The sequence below is a fragment of the Microbispora cellulosiformans genome, from assembly GCF_008728085.1.
Taxonomy (GTDB): domain Bacteria; phylum Actinomycetota; class Actinomycetes; order Streptosporangiales; family Streptosporangiaceae; genus Microbispora; species Microbispora amethystogenes.
Genome location: NZ_VYTZ01000004.1, coordinates 637,987 through 659,004, shown reverse-complemented (window position 1 = coordinate 659,004; position 21,018 = coordinate 637,987). Strand labels below are relative to the sequence as shown.

13 protein-coding genes and 1 pseudogene are annotated in these 21,018 nt (G+C 71.0%); 5 read left to right on the top strand and 9 right to left on the bottom strand.

What is annotated here, in order from left to right:
- Together F5972_RS14240 and F5972_RS14235 are read right to left on the bottom strand one after the other, a co-directional pair.
- On the bottom strand, positions 1–1,356 hold a 1,356-nt coding region (locus F5972_RS14240), incomplete at its 3' end, for a non-reducing end alpha-L-arabinofuranosidase family hydrolase (protein ID WP_150933902.1).
- A gap of 34 nt (positions 1,357–1,390) precedes the next feature.
- Entirely contained in the window at positions 1,391–2,752 is a 1,362-nt protein-coding gene (locus tag F5972_RS14235) for an endo-1,4-beta-xylanase (protein ID WP_225311468.1), read from the bottom strand.
- A gap of 783 nt (positions 2,753–3,535) precedes the next feature.
- On the opposite strand from F5972_RS14235, the gene F5972_RS14230 reads away from it, so the two are divergent.
- Positions 3,536–4,810 carry a hypothetical protein gene (locus F5972_RS14230; RefSeq protein ID WP_150933900.1) on the top strand — a complete coding sequence of 425 codons (1,275 nt, stop codon included), beginning with the start codon at positions 3,536–3,538 and terminating at the stop codon, positions 4,808–4,810.
- A 22-nt stretch (positions 4,811–4,832) separates the two neighbouring features.
- Here the strand turns inward: F5972_RS14230 and F5972_RS14225 are convergent, their stop codons facing one another.
- Positions 4,833–5,438, bottom strand: a complete 606-nt coding sequence (locus F5972_RS14225; protein WP_225311467.1) for an acyl-CoA dehydrogenase family protein — start codon at positions 5,436–5,438, stop codon at positions 4,833–4,835.
- A gap of 185 nt (positions 5,439–5,623) precedes the next feature.
- Positions 5,624–5,833, bottom strand: a pseudogene (locus F5972_RS39345) (hypothetical protein); the annotation flags it as partial.
- 99 nt (positions 5,834–5,932) lie between these two features.
- Here F5972_RS39345 and F5972_RS14215 point away from each other — a divergent pair.
- A complete protein-coding gene (locus tag F5972_RS14215; RefSeq protein WP_150933898.1) occupies positions 5,933–6,613 on the top strand; it encodes a winged helix-turn-helix transcriptional regulator in 681 nt (226 codons plus the stop codon).
- Positions 6,614–6,621: 8 nt separating this feature from the next.
- On the opposite strand, the gene F5972_RS14210 is transcribed toward F5972_RS14215, so the two are convergent.
- Together F5972_RS14210 and F5972_RS14205 are read right to left on the bottom strand one after the other, a co-directional pair.
- Positions 6,622–7,758, bottom strand: coding sequence for a HupE/UreJ family protein (locus F5972_RS14210; protein WP_150933897.1), 1,137 nt, complete (start codon positions 7,756–7,758; stop codon positions 6,622–6,624).
- Between the two features lie 94 nt (positions 7,759–7,852).
- The gene (locus tag F5972_RS14205; RefSeq protein WP_191910106.1) at positions 7,853–11,803 is read right to left on the bottom strand and encodes a metallophosphoesterase; all 3,951 of its coding nucleotides are present in this window, start codon (positions 11,801–11,803) and stop codon (positions 7,853–7,855) included.
- A 374-nt stretch (positions 11,804–12,177) separates the two neighbouring features.
- Here F5972_RS14205 and F5972_RS14200 point away from each other — a divergent pair, with 374 nt between their 5' ends.
- The 3 genes from F5972_RS14200 to F5972_RS14190 all read left to right on the top strand — a co-directional run bounded on the left by F5972_RS14200 (position 12,178) and on the right by F5972_RS14190 (position 17,538).
- Positions 12,178–14,634, top strand: a complete 2,457-nt coding sequence (locus tag F5972_RS14200; RefSeq protein WP_150933895.1) for an ExeM/NucH family extracellular endonuclease — start codon at positions 12,178–12,180, stop codon at positions 14,632–14,634.
- A gap of 290 nt (positions 14,635–14,924) precedes the next feature.
- Positions 14,925–16,271, top strand: a complete 1,347-nt coding sequence (locus tag F5972_RS14195) for a cytochrome P450 family protein (protein WP_150933894.1) — start codon at positions 14,925–14,927, stop codon at positions 16,269–16,271.
- Positions 16,272–16,413: 142 nt separating this feature from the next.
- Entirely contained in the window at positions 16,414–17,538 is a 1,125-nt protein-coding gene (locus F5972_RS14190; RefSeq protein ID WP_225311466.1) for a HesA/MoeB/ThiF family protein, read from the top strand.
- Between the two features lie 2 nt (positions 17,539–17,540).
- Here F5972_RS14190 and F5972_RS14185 read toward each other — a convergent pair whose 3' ends face one another.
- The 3 genes from F5972_RS14185 to F5972_RS14175 all read right to left on the bottom strand — a co-directional run bounded on the left by F5972_RS14185 (position 17,541) and on the right by F5972_RS14175 (position 21,000).
- The gene (locus tag F5972_RS14185; protein WP_225311465.1) at positions 17,541–18,842 is read right to left on the bottom strand and encodes a sensor histidine kinase; all 1,302 of its coding nucleotides are present in this window, start codon (positions 18,840–18,842) and stop codon (positions 17,541–17,543) included.
- Positions 18,839–19,477 (bottom strand): response regulator transcription factor, encoded by a 639-nt coding sequence (locus F5972_RS14180; RefSeq protein ID WP_225311464.1) that lies wholly within the window; start codon positions 19,475–19,477, stop codon positions 18,839–18,841. The genes F5972_RS14185 and F5972_RS14180 overlap by 4 nt, the downstream gene beginning before the upstream one ends.
- A 191-nt stretch (positions 19,478–19,668) precedes the next feature.
- Positions 19,669–21,000: a cation:proton antiporter domain-containing protein gene (locus tag F5972_RS14175; protein WP_191910105.1), complete on the bottom strand. Its 1,332-nt coding sequence runs from the start codon at positions 20,998–21,000 to the stop codon at positions 19,669–19,671.
- Positions 21,001–21,018: the final 18 nt, after the last annotated feature.

Below are 21,018 nucleotides of genomic sequence, written 5' to 3'. Positions count from 1 at the left end.
GTGGCTGATGTCGTTGGTCCACGTGGCGCCGCTGTTGGCCTTGCCCGCGAACGGGTTGCTCTCGGTCGCGGCGTTCGGCGTCCACGAGCCGCTCAGGCTGTCGGCCGTGAACGAGCGGAAGTAGCGGCCCCGCGAGCCGATCGCCTCGACGAGCATGAGGTACTTGTTCTGGTTCTGGAGCTTGTAGACCTCGACCGCCTCGAACAGGTTGTTGGTCGAGTCGCTCATGATCTGGGTGTAGTTGGAACCGAAGCTGCCCGGGAAGTTCCCGATCGGCATGCTCTGCCGGTAGATCTTGCCGTTGTCGCCGGCGAAGAACAGGTACATGTTCTGGCCGTCACCGATCAGCGTCTGGTCGATCGGGCCGGTGCCGGAGCCGGAGATGCTCGCGGTGGACAGGGTCTGCGGCGAGGACCAGCCGTTGGGGTTGGTGGGGTCGCTGGAGGTCCGGTAGGTGAAGGCGGTCCCGCCCCACTGGTAGGCCAGCACCCAGATGTTCTTCGGCGCGAAGTAGAACAGCGTGGGCGCCACGGTGCCCGAGTTCATCTTGGTCTGGGTGGCCGAGGCCATGTCCGACCAGTTGGTGAACGTGCTGAAGCCCATCGAGCCCCAGCTCGACCCGTTGTCGTGCGTGGTGGCGTAGACCAGGTGCTTGCCGTTGATGACGACGTTGGTGAAGTCCTTGAGCGAGACCCACCCGGACTTCGGCTGCGCCAGCGCGCCCGTCGACGTCCAGCGGTACGACGTCGGCAGGTTGCACGTACCGGTCGGCGTCACGGACGGAGACGGCGACGCGGACGGGGACTGGGACGGGGATTGCGACGGCGTCGAGCTGGGCGACTGCGACGGGGTGGAGCTGGGAGTGGCGCTGGGCGAGCCCGGGCTGCCGGTGCAGGCCACGCCGTTCAGGGAGAACGAGGTGGGCACCGGGTTGCTGCCGTTCCACGAGCCGTTGAACCCGAAGTTGACGCTGCCGCCGGAGGGGATGGAGGCGTTGTAGGAGACGTTGGTGGCCGTCACCGTCGAGCCGGACTGGGTGTTGGTGGCGTTCCAGATCTGGCTGATCTGCTGACCGGCGCCGAAGGACCAGGTCAGCTGCCAGCCGTTGACCGCGTCACCGAGGTTGTTGATGGTGACGCTGGCGCCGAACCCACCCCCCCACTGCGAGGAGATGGCGTAGTCGACCCGGCAGGCCACGGCGGCCTGGGCGGGCTGGGTGGCCACCAGGCCGGCTCCGCCGCCCAGCAGGGCCGTGACGGCGCCGATCGCGAGGCCGCGACGCGAGCTACGCCGGGCCGGAGCCGCGGTCGTGCCGGCGGACAGGCGCGGTGACCGCGCTCGCCAGGGCAGATGCATCTGAATTCTCCTTGTCGTCATTTTCAGCCGCACGTCAGGGGCTGGTGCAGGTGGCGGTGGGGGTGGCCGCGTTGCCGTTGGCGGTGAAGCCGAAGGTCGTGGAGCCGCCCGCCGCGATCGAGCCGTTGTAGGTCTCGTTGGTGACGGTCACCGAGGAACCGGACGTGCTCTGCCGGCCGTTCCACAGGCTGCTGACGCTCTGGCCACTCGGCCAGGTCCACTTGACGGTCCAGCCGTTGACCGCCGAGCTGCCCGCCTGCACCGTCACCTCGGACTGGAACCCGCCACCCCAGCTGTTGATCGTCTTGATCGTCGCCGAGCATCCGCCGGGAAGCGGGGACCTCGTCGGCGAAGCCGACGGGCTCGAACTCGGGCTCGCACTGGGGCTGACCGGCGGGCTGGGGGAGACGGGGGGAGCGGAGTTCAGGGCATTGAGGACCGCGTCGTAGGCGGGCTTCTTGTTGTTGCCGCTGAACAGCAGCGGGGTGTCACCGGACCGCCAGGAGTCCTGGTCGCGCACGCCCCACACGGTGATGCCGTTGCAGCGCGGCACCGCGAGGCAGTCGTTGGTCACGGCGGCGTAGGTCGTGGCCGAGGCGCCCTGGATGTCCAACTCGGTGATCTGCACGTCGACGCCGAGGGCGGCGAAGTTCTGCAGGGTCGTGCGGAAGTTGCTGTTGTACGCGCTGCCGCTGTTGAAGTGCGACTGGAAGCCGACGCAGTCGATCGGAACGCCGCGCGACTTGAAGTCCTTGACCATGTTGTAGACGCCCTGCGTCTTGGCCCAGGTCCAGTTCTCGATGTTGTAGTCGTTGTAGCAGAGCTTGACGGACGGGTCGGCGGCCCGCGCGGTGCGGAACGCCACCTCGATCCAGTCGTTGCCCGTGCGCTGCAGGTTGGAGTCACGCCGGCCACCGCTGCTGCCGTCGGCGAACGCCTCGTTGACCACGTCCCAGGCGTAGAGCTTGCCCTTGTAGTGGGCCATCACGCCGTTGATGTGGTCGATCATCGCCTGCCGCAGCGAGCTGCCCGACAGGGACTGCATCCAGGGCGGCTGCTGGCCGTGCCAGGCCAGCGTGTGTCCACGGACCCGCTTGCCGTTCTGCACCGCCCAGTTGTAGACCCGGTCGCCGGCCGAGAAGTTGAACTGACCGCGGTTGGGCTCGGTCGCGTCGGGCTTCATCTCGTTCTCGGGCGTCACCATGTTGAACTCGCGGTTCGCGATGGTCGTGTAGTTCGAGTCGCCGAGCCGGCCGGCGGCGATGGCGGTGCCGAAGTAGCGCCCGCTCTGCGCGGCGGCCGCGCCGAGCGTGCTCGCCGCCGCGTCGGCCGGCGTCGTCGACACCGTCACCGCGGCGACCATGCCGAGTACGCCGACGGCGGCGGCGATCAGCACCCGCGGACTCCTGAAAGGCCGCGACGGAAGTAAGGCTTTGGTGCCCATGAGGGAGTGCTCCAGACTGAATCACGGGAAAAGCGGACACGCGAGGTCTCCCACGCGATCGACGCCGCGTCCCGTGACCGGGAAACGCACACCACTAGGGCGTCGCGAGCTGCGGTCCTCACCGCGCACCACCACATGGCAGGAGGAAGCCGCCTAGGGACACAGTTTGGAAACCATGCCGAAACGTGTCAAGCCCCCAGAGAAAGTTTCAGACCAATCCTCACGCCGTCACAGGCCGCGCCCGCCGATAACGCCTGATGAGCCACACACACGCCCGCCACCCCTCAGCAGGCGCGAGGAGCCGTCCTTGACGTCTCCTCTTCGCCTCGTATTGGCTCCGATCTGCCCACCACCACCCGCCTGACAGAGAAGGAACCGCGACAGGGAAGAGATGTGAGCGCTAACAGCCGAGCCGGGGCCTGACCCGGCGGCCGTGGCGCGGGGCGGTCCGGGGACAGACACCACGTCCCCGCAGCCGCCCTCCCGGACAGTCACCGATGAGGAGGTTCACGGCCGCAAAGACGAACGTCCCGCACGGTCGCCTTCGTCGCGTCGTGTCAGCACCGGCCCGGCTCCGGGCCGTCCGATCCCCCGTACGCGGGACACCCGCGTCACGAGACATCAAGATCAGCAGCGACTCGCGTCAGGGATCGCTAGGGTGAGCGCCCGCCCCCTTGATCGGTCTCCTGGATGTGACGCGTGCGCCGTTGTCGGTCGATCCTTCCCGCCGTCCTCGTGACCGGCGGCTATGCGGCGGCGCTCGTCGTCGCCGCCGGGCTCGCGCCGGCCTCTGACGACGTCGGCCTCCTGTGGCGGCTGTCGCTCTTCACCTGCGCGGACGAGGACGCCACGGCCACCTGGCCGATCGTGACCGTGCTCGTCCTGGCGGGCGGTCTGTGGGCCTGGGCGCTGTGGCAGAGCCTCGGTGGCCTGCCGTTCCCCAAGCCCTTCTCCGACGACCGCGAGACCCGCTCGCTGCAGTGGGCGCTGTACGCGGCAGTGGCGTTCTGGGCGTTCTACGCGGTCATGCCGATCTGGCCGTGGTGGGCGGTGGTGCTCGACGCGCTCCTGATGTCGGCGGTCATGGTGCTCTTCCACCCTGTGCTGCGCCGCGTCCTGCGTCACGCCGATCTCGCTCTGGGCGCCGGCCTGCTGGCCCAGTTGTGCGTGGCGGTGACCGAGGTGGCCGACGCGCTCGACTGGCCCCAGGGCTGGCGGACGGCCCTGGACGACAATCTCACCGGCCTCGGAACGCTGGTGTGGTGCGGGCTGGCGCTCGTGGCGCAGCGGCGGGACGGCCGCTGGGGCCGGACGACGGTGTGGTACGGCGTCGCCTCCCAGCTCGCCCCGTTCGTGCTCCTCATCCTGGGACAACCGCTGATGGGGGCCGGTGACCTCTACGACGTCTACGACGAGGCCACCTCGGCCGCTGACGCCCTGTTCGTGATCTGGCTGGCCCGGTCCGCCCACGAGCTCGCCGGAACGCACGGCTGTCCCGCGCCGTACGCGCTGCCGGCCGGCGGGAGGGCCGCGGTCACCTCGGCGGCCCGCCTCACCGCGTGCGTGGTTCTGCTCCTCCCGCCGCTGGCCAACTACCACGCGGCGTGGATCGGGTCCCATGTGTCGCTCTACCGGTCGTCCCACGACCTGAGTGGCGCGGTGACCGGCGTCTCCCCGGCGCTGTGGCAGGGCCTCGACCTGTTCGTGGGCCTCGGCGGGCTGGCCGTGCCGGTGCTCGTCGCCCTGCACCGGCGGGGTGCGTTCTGGCCGGCCATGGGCGCGCTGCTCCTCACCGCGTTCGCCGGGCCCGCCATCATGGCCCTGACCGGCGGGCACGATCTCGGCCTCCCCGGCGGCTGGGTTCTCACCCGGCCGGATGACCTGTACGGGATGATCACGACCTTCTCGAGACCGACCGTCTCCCCCTTGTGGGTCACCGCCGCCTGTCTGGTGTCGGCCGCCCTGCTCTGGTGGTCGCGCGCGTCCGGACGCCTCCCCGGCAAGGGGTGAGCCGGGAGGCTCACCCCGCCGGTCACGGCACGCGTCTCGCCTCGGCCAGCACGGCGGCACCGGCCAGCGCCAGGGTCGCCTCGGGAGTGAGGGGGTGGAACGAGCCGCCGCGGACGTCCCGATATGCCCGTTCCAACGGTGAGGTACGGAAGAACGCGGCGCCCCCCACGGCGTCGAGGGCGAGATCGACGACGGCCTTCGCCTCGCACACGGCGTGCCGCTTGGCCGTCATCAACGTGACCAGGGCCGGCTCGTCCGCCGGCGGGTCGTCGCCGACCTCCTCGACGGCGGCGAGCAGCGCCCACCGGGCCACCCGCAGGCGGGCGGCCATCTCCCCCAACTGGCGCACCACCGCGGGAGCCGGGTCTCCGGCACGCGCGGCGATGACGCGGAGCGCCTCGTCGTACGCCCCCTGCGCGATGCCCAGGTAGACCGCGCCCGCGACGGGCGCGAAGTGGATCGCGGCGACCAGCAGCGGCCCCGCGAGCCTGCCGTACGGCCGCCGCCCGAGGATCTTGTCGGCGGGGACGAACACGTCCTCGAACACCAGGTCGTGGCTGGCGGTGCCACGCATGCCGAGGGTGTCCCAGGTCTCCACGAGGGAGACGCCGGGGCTCGACAGCGGCACGCCCGCGTGCAGCACCTCGGCGCCGGGCCGCTGGTCGCCATGATCAGCCCGTCGGCGGCGATCCGGCGCAGCGCGCCCTCGGCGTCCGGCGCGCCCCGGCGGTGCCGCCAGCACTGGACCAGGGTCAGGTAGAGATGCATGGCGGCGGCGAGCGCGGCCGACCCGGCATGGCGGGCGAGCTCGCCCTCGGCCAGCACCACCTGACGCAGCCCGGCGCCCAGGCCGCCGAACCCGGCGGGTACGGCCAGCCGCAGGTAGCCGTGGTCCCGCATCGCCTGGTAGCCCTCGGCTACGAAGGTGGCGTCCAGGTCGTGCCGCGCCTCGGTCAGGGCGCATTCCCGTCCCACTTCGGCGGCCAGCGCGACGACGCCGGCGTCGTGCAGGGGCTCGTTCATCGTCAGAGTCATGGCTCGACGCTAGAAAGGCCGGGAGTCCGTCTCTAGTACGAGATGTGTACCACCTGGTGGTTTCGTCCCGGGGTTACGCTGAGCGGCGTGGGTTCCTCGTACGGACAATTCTGTCCCGTCGCGAAGGCGATGGAGCTGCTCGACGAACGTTGGACACTGCTCATCATCCGGGAGCTGGTCACCGGAAGCCGTTACTTCAACGAGCTGCGCCGCGGGGTGCCGAGGATGTCCCCCTCGCTGCTGTCCAGGCGGCTCAACCGGCTGGAGCGGGCCGGCGTCCTGGAGCGCCGTCCCGACGGCAACCGCGTACGGTACCTGCTCACCCCGGCAGGACAGGAGCTGCGGCCGGTGGTCGAGGCGCTGGGCGCCTGGGGCATCCGCTGGATCCCGGAGCTGGGCGACGAGGACCTCGATCCGCAGCTGCTGCTGTGGGACATGCACCGCAACGTCGACCACGACGTCGTCCCCGGGCAGCGCACCGTGGTGCGGTTCAGCTTCACGGACGTCCCCGCGCATACCCGTCACTGGTGGCTGGTCATCACGCCCGGCGACGTGGACGTGTGCGACGACGACCCCGGCTATCCGCCGACGGTGAGCGTGATCGCCGGCCTGCGGCGGATGACCGAGATCTGGCGTGGCGACCTCACCTGGTCCGGCGCGCTGCGCTCCGGCGCCGTCGAGGTGCAGGGCCCGGAGGCGGCCCGCCGCGCCCTGCCCCGGTGGTTCAGGCTGTCGACGTTCGCCCAGGTCCCCCGCCCCACCGGCTGACCTGCGCGTCAGAGGGGCAGCGCGATCCGGTCGACGCACCAGTAGAGGCTCACCGCCACGATGGGGACCGACATCGCGGCTGTCATCCAGTGGGCGGCGGAGGTACGACGCAGCAGCGCCAGCAGCGGGAAGAGCACGGCGATGATCAGGAGCTGGGTCGCCTCGATGCCGGCGTTGAAGCTGAGCAGCGACAGGAGCAGCTCCCACGACCCCTTCTCCTCGATGTCCAGCGCGCTCGCGAAGCCCAGCCCGTGCACCAGGCCGAAGGCGAAGACGATCGGCAGCCGCCATCCGCCCAGTCTGTCCTCGTCGCGGCCGAGGAGGTTGGCGACGGCCACGACGATGATCGACACCGCGATGACCGGCTCGACGATCCCCGCGGGCACGTGCACGATCCCGAGTGCCGCCAGGAGGAACGTGATGCTGTGGGCGGCCGTGAAGGCGGAGGCCGTGACGACGACGTCGCGCGCGCGGCGGGCGCCGATGAGCAGGGCGAGCAGGAAGAAGACGTGGTCGAGGCCGGACAGCAGGTGCTCGGCGCCGAGCAGGAAGAACTCCCCCACCTGGTGGGAGGCCCGGTGCTCGCCGACCCGCAGCGTCGGGTTCGCGGCGGTCAGCACCGCGGAGCCCGTCGTGCCGTCGAGCGTGTATCCGACGATCGTCTGCGTGCTGTGCACGAAGCTCTCGGCGTCGGGGAAGATCGCGCTGGAGACGGTGTGCCCACCGTCTCCGTCGCCCGCGCAGCGGTAGGCGAGGGTCACCACCGCGAAGGCCACCCCGTCGCGGGTGCGCACGTCCGCGTCGCCCACGGGTGTGGGCGTGCACGGCGAGTCGCCGTACGCGACGGCGAACCGGCGGGTGATGTAGTCGACGACCGCGGCGTGGTTCTTCTTCAGCTGGCGGAGCTGCTCGGCCCGCTCCTTCGCGTCGTACGCCTCGGCGTACAGCCAGGCCGACTTCATGAGGAGGTCGTACTCCAGGTCGAGCACGACTCTGACGTCCGCGCCCGTTCCGGTCACCGTGGCGTGCGCCTTCGTGGTCGCGTCGTGGGCCGACGCCGGGGCGGCGGCCAGCACACCGAGGGCACAGGCGACGGCACAGGCGAGAGCGAGGACGGCCGCGGACAGCCGGCGCCTACGGGACATGTCTGTTTCTCCAGGATTCGAGTGATTCGAGGGGGAAAGCCGCCCCGGGCGCTCCGCCGTGACAGCGGGGCCCGGGGCGGCGGTCACGGACTGCTCAGCCCTTCTTGTGCTGGAACCAGCGGTAGAGAGGCGAGTCCGGTCCCCACTTGCCGGGACGGCCGTGCTCGTCCCTGGTGACGAACACGCTCGGTTCGGAGGCGGTCACGCCGCCGCCGGTGGAGCGTGCGGTGACGAACCAGGCGTACGCCGTGTCGCCCTTGAGGCGGTTCCAGGTCACCGAGGCGACCTGACCCGATTCGACCGTGCTCGTGCCGATGACCCGGGTGGGCTTGTAGATGGCCAGCGAGTCGGTGGCGAAGCTCGTCGTACGGGTGGTGAGATCGACCGGGAGCACCATGTTGTCCTCGCGCCCGTCGTACCGGCGCAGCGGGTCGAACTCGCCCGCGCCGAAGTCGTTCAGCAGGGGCGAGTAGGTGTCCACGGTCAGCTCCGCCCGCTTGACGTTGAACTGCAGCAGGCGGAAGAAGCTCGCGCCGAACTGGAGCTGGTCGTCCGGGTTGTACCCGCCGACCTGGGTGAGCCCGAGGCGGTCGGCCGAGACCGTGTAGAACTGGTAGTCGGCCAGCAGTTCGACGACGCCGTTGCCGACCTGGCCCACCTTCGGCTTCACGTTCGTCCCCACGCCGTGCTCGTGCCCGGCGAGGATGAGGAAGACGTTCGGGTTCTTCTCGACCACCGTCTTGTAGAGCATCGAGCCGTCGGGCGCCGAGAATCCCGCGCCCCGTCCGTCGGGGTTGGTGCTCGGCACGAGGTAGTCGTGCGAGAGCAGGATGCCGTTGCGGCCGGGGAACCGCTTGAAGACGGAGTCGGCCCACTCGGCCTCCTCCCGCGTGACGCCGTACGACAGGCCGACCACGACGAAGTCCAGTCCGCCCGCGGAGAACAGGTCGTAGTGGTTCTGGTTGTCGCCCTCCTTCCACGGCCCGCCGTACTCCGCGTGCTGCCAGCCCTGCGCCGCCGTCTGGTAGCGGCCGGGGCCGTAGTACTTGTTGTAGATCGCCTCCGGCCCGTCCTCGGTGCCCGACTGGTTGTCGTGGTTGCCGGCGATCACGCCGTTGGGGATGCCCGCGTCGTCCAGCACCTTCTGCTGCTTGGACGACACCTCCAGCTCGCCGGTGACCTCCCGCTGGGTGGCCTCGTCGGCGGGCTTCCTGATGTTGTTCTCGATGATGTCGCCGGTGTGCGCGACGTACGAGATCTTCCGCTGGTCCCTGTTGCCCTTGATCCAGTTGACGATCCCGGCGTACGCGGACTCCCACACCGCGCGCTCCTCGGCGGTCTCCTGCTCCACCGCGCCCTCCGACAGATACTGCGTGTCGGTGAAGTGGACGATCGAGAAGTCGTACGTGGAGGGGTCGGCGAAGCCGTTCGGGTCACCGGGGTCGATGTCGTCGGCGAACGGGTCCTCACCCGTCACCATCACGTGGACCTGCTGCCCGTCGACGTACCGGTCGCCGACCACGGCGGTGAGGGCGGTCTGGCCCTCGGCGGAGCCGCGGGCGCTCGTCAGCAGGTCCCACGCCCGGGCCTTGGTGTTCCAGGCCCGCAGCGACACCAGGCGCTCGGGGTCGATGACGCCCTCCCAGCGCAGGACCGGGGCGTCCACATGGCCCTTCACCTGGATGTCGTACCGCTGGTAGGTGACGTCCCGGCCGGCGGGCGCGTCGAGCGTGGCGCCGTCGGCGGGCTCCAGCCCGGTGGCCTTGAGCTTCTTCTCGCCCGGCACCTGGAGGGTCGTGGGGACAGCGTCGACGACGCCCTGGTACGCCTGGTTCGGGGTCAGAATGTCGGCTTCGGAGAAGGTCGCCTTGACCTTTCCTCCGCCGGGCTCGGCGACCTTCGCCGAGAGCGTGACGGTGCCCGGCACGTCGGCGGTCCCGGACGCCGGGGTGAGCTCGGCGGGGACGTCCGGGATGCCGGCGGACTCGAACGCGATCTCACGGGTGGCGGTGTTGCCGAGCGAGTCGGCGCCGGTCACGGCGAGGGTGTGCCTGCCGGGCGACAGGCCGGGGCCCACCTGGGCGCCCAGCGCGATCGCCTGCCCGTCGAGCGTGACGTCCGGCCCGGACACGACGCCGGAGGCGTCCTCCAGCGTGACGTCCAGCACGACGGAGGCGGTGATCTTCTCGCCCGCGGCGGGGACGCTCGCGGCGACCTTGGGCGCCGTGTTGTCGGTGACCAGCGTGCGGGTGGCCTTCTCCCCCGTGGTCGAGGTCGCGGCGAGAGTGTGCCTGCCGTCCTTGATCGCGGTGGTGTCGAGGTCCGCACGCAGGCCGGCCGCGGGCGCGTCCACGAGGAACTCGAGGTCGATCTCGGTCAGCAGGTTCACGTTGTCGCCGCAGTTGCCGTCGCCCATGCTGTAGGAGCCCTTGAGCATCTGGCCGCTCGCCGTGCCCCGCACCGGCGTGAGCGCGATGTTCGAGATCGCGAAGTCGTCGCGGTTGTTGCCACACGACGTCGGATAGGTGCCGGTCACGAAGTCGATCGTGTTCCAGCCGGGCACGAGATACTCGTTCGGGAAGGTGAAGTCGACGCGCCGGCTCACGAAGTCGCCGTCGAGCACGACCTTCCGCCCGTTGACGAGCAGGTGGTTCTGGTAGCGCGCCTCGATCGAGTTGCTGCCCACGGTGAAGCTGAGCGTCGCGTCGCCCGAGCCGAGCGTCCGGACGACGCGGACGCCCGGGGCGTCGATCGTGTAGCGCAGTTCGACCTCGCGGAGGGTCGTCTGGCCGCTGCCGCAGGTGCCGTCGCCCATGTCGTACGACGGCTTGACGTCACGGCCGGTCACGGTGGCGCCGTCGAGGGCGAGGCCGAGGTTCGCGATGGTGAAGTCGTCGCGATCGACGCCGCAGGACGCCTTCCAGTCGCCGGTCATGACCTTGATCACGTTGTCGCCGGGCACCAGGAGCCGGGCCGGGACCGCGACGGTGACGCGCTGGTTGACCCAGGATCCGCCCAGGTCGACGCGCTTGCCGTTGACGAGCAGGAAGTCGTCGTACTTGTCCTCGATCGCGTCCGCGCCCACGTCGAAGCTGAACTTCGCCGCGCCGTCGCCCAGTGTGGCCTTGCCGGCGGGTTCGGCGCCGTCGACGGTGAGGGCCGAGACGCCGCCCGCGCCCACGGCGGGCACGGTCGCGGACACCGGCGTGGTGCCCGCCACCAGCGTGCCGTCCGTGGGCGTCAGCCGGGGCGCCCCGGCCGGGGCGTTGTTCACGGTCACGGCGTTCTTGACGGTGGCCCCGGACGCGGTCGTGGCGGTGATGGCGTGCTCGCCGTTCGCCAGCGTCGTGGTGTCCAGGTCCGCCGCGAGACCGGTCGTCCCCTGCGGGTCGCCCTTGACGAAGAACTTCAGCGCGGCCTGCTTGAGCAGCGCGGTGTTCGAGCCGCAGTTGCCGTCGCCGAAGGAGAGGGTGTACGGGTTGTCCTCCCCGTCCGCGACCTCGCCGAGCAGTTCGAGGCCCACGTCGGACAGGACGAAGTCGTCGTAGTTGGTGCCGCACGAGCTCTGGACCGTCCCGGCGAAGATCTCGATCGTGTTCTCGCCCTTGACGAGGTGTTCGTTCGGGATCTCGATGGTCGCCCGCTCGTTCACGAGGTCGCCGATGTCGGTCCGGTACGCGCCGTTGACGAGCACGTAGTTGTGGTACCGCGCCTCCGTCGAGTTCGAGCCGACGTCGAAACGGAGCCTGGACACGCCCACCGTACGGGTGGCGTTCAGCGCGCCGCCGTCGACGGCCAGTTTCGTCACACTGTCGCCGGCCGCGGCGGGGACCGCCGCGACCTTCACCATGCCTTCGAGGTACGAACCACCGGCGGGGCTGAGCGTCGGCGGGGTGGGGGAACCGGTCGGCGCCGGGCTGGGACGTCCTTGGCCCGCTTTCGCGGGGCCGGGGTCGGCGTGCGCCGCGGTCACGACGGCGCCGGCGAGCAGCGTCGCGACCATGGCGATCACGACGGCCGCGGCGAGACGCCCTCGTCTCCTCACGCCTCCCAGCAGCTTTCTCGCTGCCACTGGCTGCATCTGGTGCAGTCCCTTCCATCAGGTTCGATAAGACGCCGATAAAACGGCGTGGTCTTCGAGCGGCCACAGTGGATTTCAGGAGTGAACGACGTGCGTGAAGAGGCTGAAGCAAAGGCGAACTATCGCCTCATTCTGGGCATATGTCACAAATAGCCAACAAATAGGCCACAGCACACGCAACCGGCAGAAGGCGATAGCTCTGGGCGAACTTTCATCCCGTTTGGGCGATTTGTCGGCAGCGGGGCTCCGGGCCGTGCGTGCCGCCGCCCATCAGGCGTTCACCCTTCATACATAGAAAAGATGGTCTGTGCTGATTAAGGCGGCTTTACTCTCAGGCCATGCGCGCAACACCTCGGGCACTCGCGATCCTCGTCACCGCCGGCCTCGCCGCCGGCTCGATCGCCGCCCTCTCGCCCGCTCCCGCCGCCGCGGCGCCGGGAACAGTAGTGATCAGCCAGGTCTACGGGGGAGGCGGAAACTCCGGCGCCCCCCTCACCAACGACTACGTCGAACTCTTCAACCGCACCGGCGCCTCCGTCTCGCTGAGCGGCTGGTCGGTGCAGTACACCAGTGCGACCGGAACCGGGAACTTCTCCGCCAACAAGACCGACCTCAGTGGCACCCTCGCCCCGGGGCAGTACCACCTGGTCCAGCTCGCGGCGGGCACCACGCCCAGCGGCTCCCTGCCGACGCCCGACGACGTCGGCGGCGTCAACATGAGCGGCACGGCGGGCAAGCTCGCGCTGGTACGCTCCACCACCGGCCTGGCCTGCAACGGCTCCACCGTTCCCTGCACCGATGAGCAGCTCGCGCTCGTCGCGGACCTGGTCGGCTACGGCACCGCGAACTTCTTCGAGGGCACCCCCGCGCCCGGGCTCACCAACGGCACCGCCGCGATCCGCAGGGGCGGCGGCTGCACCGACACCGACGACAACGGCGCCGACTTCGAGGCCGCGGCGCCCGCGCCGCGCAACAGCGCCAGCACGGCGGCCCCCTGCGCCGGCCCGGATCCGTCCCCGTCTCCCTCGGCCACTCCGAGCGAGAGCCCGAGCCCGTCCGCCTCTCCCTCCGCCTCCCCGAGCGAGAGCCCGAGCCCGTCGCCGTCCGCCTCCCCCTCCCCGAGCGCGAGCCCGTCTCCCTCCGCCACCCCGAGCCCGTCGCCCACGTGCGACACGCCGGTCACCCACCGGATCGCGCAGGTGCAGGGCGACGGCGACGTCAGCCCCGTCGCCGGCCAGGACGTCCGGGTCGAGGGCGTCGTCACCGGCTCCTTCCAGGGCGCCGGCCAGCTCGGCGGCTTCTACGTCCAGGACCCCAAGCCGGACAAGGACCCGGCGACCTCCGAGGGCGTGTTCGTGTTCTCCTCCTCGCCGGTCAAGGCCGGCGACCGCGTCCTCGTCTCCGGCAAGGCGGTCGAGTACAACGGCCTCACGGAGATCTCGCCGGCCACGGCGGTGAACGTGTGCGGCACCGGCACGATCAAGCCGGTTGAGGTGAATCTGCCGCTCAAGGAGGGCGCCACCTTCGAGCGGTACGAGAACATGCTCGTCACCTTCAAGGACGACATGGCCGCCTCCGAGATCTACAACCTCGGCCGGTACGGCGAGATCACCCTCGCCGAGGGCGGCCGCCTGTGGCAGCCGACCGACCGCAAGGGCGTGGACACCGGGAAGGACGCGCGGCGTTCGATCCTGCTCGACGACGGCTCCAACGCGCAGAACCCGCCGACCCTGCCGTACCACACCGAGGGATCCAACACAGTCCGGATCGGCGACGAGGTGAAGAACCTGACCGGGGTGCTCACCTACGGCTTCGGCGTCTACCGCGTCGAGCCGACCCAGCCGGTCGTCTTCCGGCCGGAGAACCCGCGGCCCGCGGAGCCGAAGAGGGTCGGCGGCAACGTCCGGGTGGCCAGCCTCAACACGCTCAACTGGTTCACCACCCTGAAGTCCCGGGGCGCGACCACCGCCGCCGAGCGGGACCGCCAGCTCGCGAAGCTGGTCGCCAACATCCTCGCTCTCGACCCCGACGTGGCCGGCCTGATGGAGATCGAGCGCAACAACAACGTCGCGCTGAACGCCCTGGTCGACGCGTTGAACGCCGCGGCGGGCGCGGGCACGTACAAGGCGATCACCCACCCGAACCCGGGCACCGACCTCATCCAGACCGCACTGATCTACAAGCCGGCCAAGGTCACCCCGATCGGCGGGCCGCAGTCCTCCGCCGATCCGATCTTCAGCCGTCCGCCGCTGGTGCAGACCTTCGGCAGGGCGAACGGCAAGGGCGAGATCTTCACGATCCTGGTCAACCACTTCAAGTCCAAGGGCTGCACCGACGGGCCCGACTCGATTCCCGCCACCGGCGCCGACGCCGACCAGGGGGACGGCCAGAGCTGCTTCAACGCCAAGCGGGTCAAGCAGGCCCAGGCCGTACTCGCCCTGATCGACAGCCTCAAGCTGCGGAACACGCTCGTCGTCGGCGACATCAACGCCTACGGCGAGGAGGACCCCATCCACACCTTCGAGGACGCCGGGCTGGTCAGCCTGAGCAAGAAGCACGTCAAGAAGGAGGACCGCTACAGCTACCTCTTCGAGGGCCTGTCGGGCGAGCTCGACCACGCCCTGGCCGACAAGAAGCTGAACAGGCTGGTGACCGGCGCCACCATCTGGCACGTCAACGCCGATGAGGGCAGGTTCATGGACTACAACACCGAGTTCAACCCGCCCTACCTGTACGCGCCGGACGCCTACCGCTCCTCCGACCACGATCCGCTGCTGATCGGGCTCGGCCTCTGACGGAGCACGTCCCCCCACAGGGGGCCGGGGCCATGGCGGAGCGTCCCGCCATGGCCCCACCGCCGCGACGGCACACGTCGCCGGACAACCGGCAACGCGTGCTCGATCACGAGAAAGGAACAGTGCCGCCTCCTGGACCCGCGGGCCGCTGACAGACGCGGCCGGGCACTCTAAGATCGCCGCCCAGACCCGGGCGTCGCGCAATCGGCGCCGTCCGGGCGACCGGAAAGGCGGGCGATTCCTTGACCCCCGACATATGGCCGGCACCGGCCGCGGAAGATCTGTCGTCGATGCCCCTGGAATCCCTGCTGACGAGGGAGTACCAAGCGGATCCCGCACGCGTGCACGAACGCCTCCGCGCCGCGTACGGCCCGGTGGCCCCGATCGAGCTGCACGGTGTGCCGGTGTGGTTCGCCTTCGGGTACGACGAGGTGCGCTACATCATGCAGAACCCGGACGATTTCTGGAGCAAGCACGTCGGCCACTGGAGGGCGTTCGCCGAGGGCCGGATCCCCGCCGACTGGCCGCTGATCCCCCTCCTGTCCGCCGACAACTCGGGCTTCCACGACGGGGACCGGCACCGCGGTCTCCGGGGCGCGTGGATCGCCGGCCTGCGGGAGTTCCAGGAGCCCGGTGGGGAGCACACCCAGAAGTTGGAACGCGCCATTCTGAAGTACTGCGACGACCTCATCGGCGTCATGACGGAAGGCACGCCCACCGGATGGGCGGACCTGGCCGCGCAGTACGGGCGGCCGCTGCCCCTCATGGTCGCCAACCACCTCCTCGGCGTCACCCTCGACCGCGGCGAAGAAATGATCATGGATCAGTGGCGCCTGCTGGACGGTCCCGACGCCGCCGGGGCCTACCAGCGCCTGAACACCGCCCTCCTGGAACTGGCGACGACCAAGCGCCACCGGCCCGGTCACGACCTGCCCTCCGCCATGTTCGCGGCCGCCCCCGCCCTCACCCCCGAGGAGGTGGCGCGCGAGCTGTTCATGCTGTCCGGCTTCCTCGACTTCACCGGCAGCCTGATCTGCAACGTCATCGTCGAGGCCGTCGGCAACCCGGACCTGCGGACGTCGGTGACGTCGGGGCAGATCGAGGAGCTGGTCAACCGCGTCGCCCTGCTCAACCCCGCGCTGGCCAACCTGACCTTCCGCTACGCCAGGACGGCCGTGAAGCTCGGGCGCTTCACGATCGCCGCCGGAGACCCGGTCATGCTGTCCATCTCGGGTGCGCACGCCGATCCCCTGTTCGCCTCCGCCCTGAACCGCGACACCGTACGCAGCACCCGGGCCCATCTCGCCTGGGGCGCCGGCCCGCACAGGTGCCCCAGCCAGCGGCTGGCCACCCAGATGTGCACGATCGCCGTACGCCGGCTGCTCGACCGGATCTCGGCGCTCACCCTGGCGACCCCGCCCGAGCAGTTGCCCTGGCGGCCCTCCCCGTTCGTCCGCGCGCTGCGCTCCCTGCCCGTGCGGTTCGAGGTCAACCCCAACGCCGTGCCCGTGTCCCGCCCGGGTCCGGCGACCGCCGGCCAGGAGCCGCCGCCGGAGGAGACGGACGCCGACGGCTGGCGGCCGCCCGCCCGGTCCGGCTTCTGGACGTTCCTGCGGAAGCTGCGCCGCGCCCCCTGAGCCGGCCCAGTGAGCCGGCCCCGTAAGCCCGCCGATGCGACTTGGGCATCGTCCTTGACAGACCTGGACACTTCCAGAAAGATCCACCTGTCGATGATGGTCATGCTCGCGATGCCGAGAGGTCGCCGTGCGGTTGCCCCGTGTGAAAGCCCAGCACCGTCCGCACAGATACGGGACGGACCGGATCCGGATAGGCGCACCGACCTACGGCGCGACGGCGGAGATCAGCGATCCCGGCGGCCACGCCTGGGCGGCGCTGAACGCGATGGACGGCACGCGGACCCCCGAGGAGATCGCCACCCGTCTGGTCCGCGCCTTCCCCGGACTGTCCGAGACCGAGGCGGCCGGCGTCGTCCGTCTCCTGCTCGACTCGGGGTACGTCGAGGACGCCGCGGGCCCGCGGCCCGAGGAGTTCGGCCTGCCCGAGCTCGAACGGTACTCACGCAACGCGGCGTACTTCCGCGGCGCCGACCTCGTGCCCCGCGACATCCCCCGCGACGGCCCCCGTGATCACGGCTGGGAGGCGCAGGTGCGCCTCAAGCGCTCGCGTGTCCTCGTCCTCGGGCTGGGCGGGACGGGCAGCCACACCGCCTGGGCGCTCGCCGCGTGCGGCGTCGGCGAGATCCACTGCGTCGACCGCGACGTGGTCGAACTGTCCGACCTCACCCGGCAGGCCCTCTACCGCGAGGCCGACGTCGGCAGCCCCAAGGTGGACGTGGCCGCCGCCCGGCTCGCCGAGGTCAACTCCTCCGTACGGGTGACCGGGGAGACCCGCGCGGCCGAGTGCGAGGAGGACATGCTCGACCTCGTCCGCGGCTTCGACGCCGTGGCGATGTGCGCCGACGAGCCCGCCGGCCGGGGCGGCATCCGCGTCTGGGCCAACCGCGCCTGCCTGGCGGAGCGGATCCCCTGGGCGCTCGGCGGCTACAACGGCCCGCTGGTCAGCGTGGCCGCGTTCGTCCCCGGCGGCCCCTGCTACGAGTGCCTGACCGCGAGCGTCGACGCCTCACTGGCCCCCGGAATCCCGGTCGGCCTCGGCGGGCCGGGCGTGATCGCACCCTCGGCCGGGGTGTCGGGGCACCTGACCGCCCAGGCCGTCATCGCGTTCCTGACCGGGATCCCCGCGGTCCTGGGCAGCCACGTCACCGGGATCAACCTCGTCTCCCCCGACCAGCACGTCTACTCCCGCCCTCCGGCGGCGCCGGACTGCCCGGCCTGCGCCCCGCACACGCTGCCCGCCGAACCCCTCCGCAGCGTCGCGGGCTGAGGTCACCGGCCCGCCGGCCCGTCCCGGGCGGGCAGGGAGGGCCCGCTCCGCGCCTGTTGCGGCAGCAGGAGCCGGGGCTCGCTCGGCACCGGTTCCGCCGCCGTACGGGGCAGGCTGATGGTGAAGACGGCCCCGGCCCCCGGCCGCCCGTCGACGTGCACCGTGCCGCCGTGGGCGTCCACCACCTCGCTCACGAGAGCCAGGCCGATGCCGAGACCTCCGCTGTGGGGCGCCCCGGCGTGCCGGGCGAACAACCGCTCGCCCTCGCGCGGGTCCAGCCCCACCCCGTCGTCCCGCACGCTGAGCTGGACCACGTCGGGCCCCGAACAGATCGTCACCCAGATGTGGCCGCCCGCGGAGGTGTGCCGGAGCGCGTTGTCGAGGAGCGCGGAGATCACCCGGCGGAGCGCGGACTGCGCTCCCCGCACGAGGTGGTCGCCCGGCCCCCACCGCACGTCGATCGTCACCCCGCGCTGGCCGGCGCGGGCCGCCTCGGCTCCGGCCGACTCCTCGGCGAGGGCGGCCAGGTCGACCGGCCCGGACGGCCGGTGCTGCCTGAGCTGGCTCGACAGCAGCAGGTCCTCGATCACCTCGCCGAGCTGCCCGATGCCCGTGACCAGCCGGTCGAGGTCGCCGGCGACGACGACGGGATCCGGTTCCCGGCCCAGGCGCCGGGCGGCGAGCTGGGCGCGGACGTGCAGGCGGGCCAGCGGGCTGCGCAGCTCGTGACTGACGTCGGCGGTGAACCGGCGCTGCCGGTCGAGTGCCTCGCCCAGCGGCGCGATCGCCCGGCGGGCGAGGACCTGGCCGATCAGCAGCGCCGCCAGGAGAGCCGCGATCTCGGCGGCACCGAGGACCCGCAGCAGCCGCTGCCGCTCGGCGGTCTGGTAGCGCAGGTCCTGCACCGCCTGCACCGGCACGTCGCCGCGAAGCTGGGTGTGGACCAGCAGGTCGCGCCCGGCGAGGTGGACGAGGCCGGTCCGCGTCCTCCCGTCGGCGGCGACCGCGTCCAGCGTCGCGCGGATCGGCAGGATCGACGGCGCCCCGGGCGAGCTCCGCATGGTGCCGCCGTGCAGTTCGAAGAGCCAGACGCAGGGCGGGGGCTGGGAGATCGGGGCCACCTGCGCCGCGACGGCGAGGTCCCGCCGGGCACCGACGTCCTGCCCGTGCGCCACCGCCCAGAAGACGACCGCGCCCATCACCGCCGTCACCAGGCAGAAGACGCCCGCGACCTGCAGGGTGATCCGGCGGCGGGCGCGGATCAGCAGGCGGCGCTCCGGATCGAAGGGCCGTCGGGGCGTCACAGCTCGCCCAGGCGGTATCCGACGCCGCGCACGGTGCGTACGACGCCCGGGCCCAGCTTGTTGCGCAGATAGTAGACGTAGGTGTCCACGATCGACTCGGTGCTGGCCCCGTCGAAGACCCGCTGCCGCAGCGAGGAGCGCGTGTGCACCTGCCGGGGGCGGGCCGCCAGCGCGTGAAGCAGCCAGTATTCCCGGCCCGACAGCGTCACCTGCTCTCCGGACGGCAGCCGTACGGTGAAGGACGCGGAGTCGAGCCAGCCGGCGCCGAGCGGCAGCAGCGCGGCCTGGTCCAGGTTCCTGCGGTGCAGGGCGCGGATCCTGGCCAGCAGTTCGTCGATCTCGAACGGCTTGACCAGATAGTCCTCGGCGCCGGCGTCGAGCCCGGTGACCCGGTCGGCGACGGCGCCGAAGCCGGTGAGCATCAGCACCGGCACGGTGACCGCCTGGCGGCGCAGGCGTCTCAGCAGGTCGAGCCCGTCGACCACGGGAAGCCCGCGGTCGATGATCATGACGTCGTAGCCGCGGCTCAGTCCCAAATGCAGGCCCCGCTGCCCCTCCAGTGCCAGGTCGACCGTGTATCCCTGGTCGGTGAGCACATCGGCCAGCATGTCTCCCAGCTCGCGGTCGTCCTCCACGAGCAGCAGGCGACGAGAGCGCGGTTCGGATGTCCCCGATATCCGTGCCACTGCAATACCGTGGCACCAATATCGGGAAATATCCAGACTTTTGGATCGCGCTTCCGGCTCCCGTCGCCTGCGTTCTGCGGTTTCAGCAGGTTTCCCCCGGCCGCCTCGCGACCGAAACGTGAAAGTAGCTGAAACCGGTCTCAGGCGGCCGCCCGCTCGCGCCCGGCCACGCTCTCCGCCTCCGCCGCGCGCACCCGCTCCAGGCGCTCCGGAAGCGCCAGTTTGTAGAGCGGCATGGCGCCCGCGGTGGTGATCACGGCCACGAGGACGAGCATCGCGAAGACCTCCTGCGTGATCATGCCCTGGGCCAGGCCGATGTTGATGAAGATGAGGATCATCAGCCCGCGGGCGTTCATCATCGCGCCCACCGCCCAGGACTCGCGCCAGCCGAAGCCCATCGCCCTCGTCGCGAGGGAGCAGCCGAAGTACTTCCCGCAGAAGGCCGCCGCCAGGATCACCGCGAAGGCCAGGAGCGCGGGACCTCCTGCGATGCCCGCGAGATGGGTGTTCAGCCCGGAGAACGCGAAGAAGACGGGGAGCAGCAGGGTCGAGACGACGTCCATCATCCGGCTGTGCAGGGCGGCGCGGAACGCCGGCTCGCGCGGCATGGCGAGCCCGGCGATGAAGCCGCCGAACACCGAGTAGACGCCGATCGCGTCGGTGATGAACCCGGCGGTGAGCGGCACCAGGACGACCACGTAGACGGCGCCCGCGCCGAACTGCCCGGTGCGGGCGACCTGGCGGCCCAGCGGACGCAGCAGCCGGGCCACCACCAGGAGCATCACGGCCGCGAACCCCGCCGTCAGGGCGATGGTGCGCAGCGTGTCGGCCGGGCCGCCGCCCAGATGCACCGCCGACAGCGCCGCGAGCAGGCACCACGCCACGGCGTCGTCGATGGAGGCGGCCAGCAGGGTGAGCCGGCCGACCCGCGTGTTCTGCAGCCCGCGCTCGTACAGGATCCGCGCGAGCATGGGGAACGCGGTGAGCGACAGCGCTCCCCCGAGGAACAGGGCGAACTCCAGCCGGCCGACGTCGGGGCGGGAGAGCTGGCCCCACATGAGGAGCCCGGCGCCGACGCCGAGGATCATCGGGGAGCCGATCCCCGACGCCGCCAGCACGCTCGCCTTGCGCAGCTCGCCCGGGGCGCGGGCGTCGTGGTCGATCCCGGCTCCGACGAGGAACATGTACAACGTCAGGCCGATGGTGCTGAGCACGTACAGGACGGGTCGGACGTCGGCGGGGAACAACGCCGCCTGGGCGTCGGGGAACAGCGCGCCGAGCAGCGTCGGCCCGAGCAGGACACCGGCGACCATCTCGCCGACGACGCGCGGCTGCATGACCATGGTGGCCAGGCGGCCGCACACCGCCGCGGCCAGCAGGATGACGGCCAGGGCCGGCAGCACCTTGAGGACCAGTTGGAGGTTGTGGTCGGTGGCGGGGGCGGCCGCCAGGGAAAGGGCCGGAACGAACATGCACATGCTCCTCAGCAG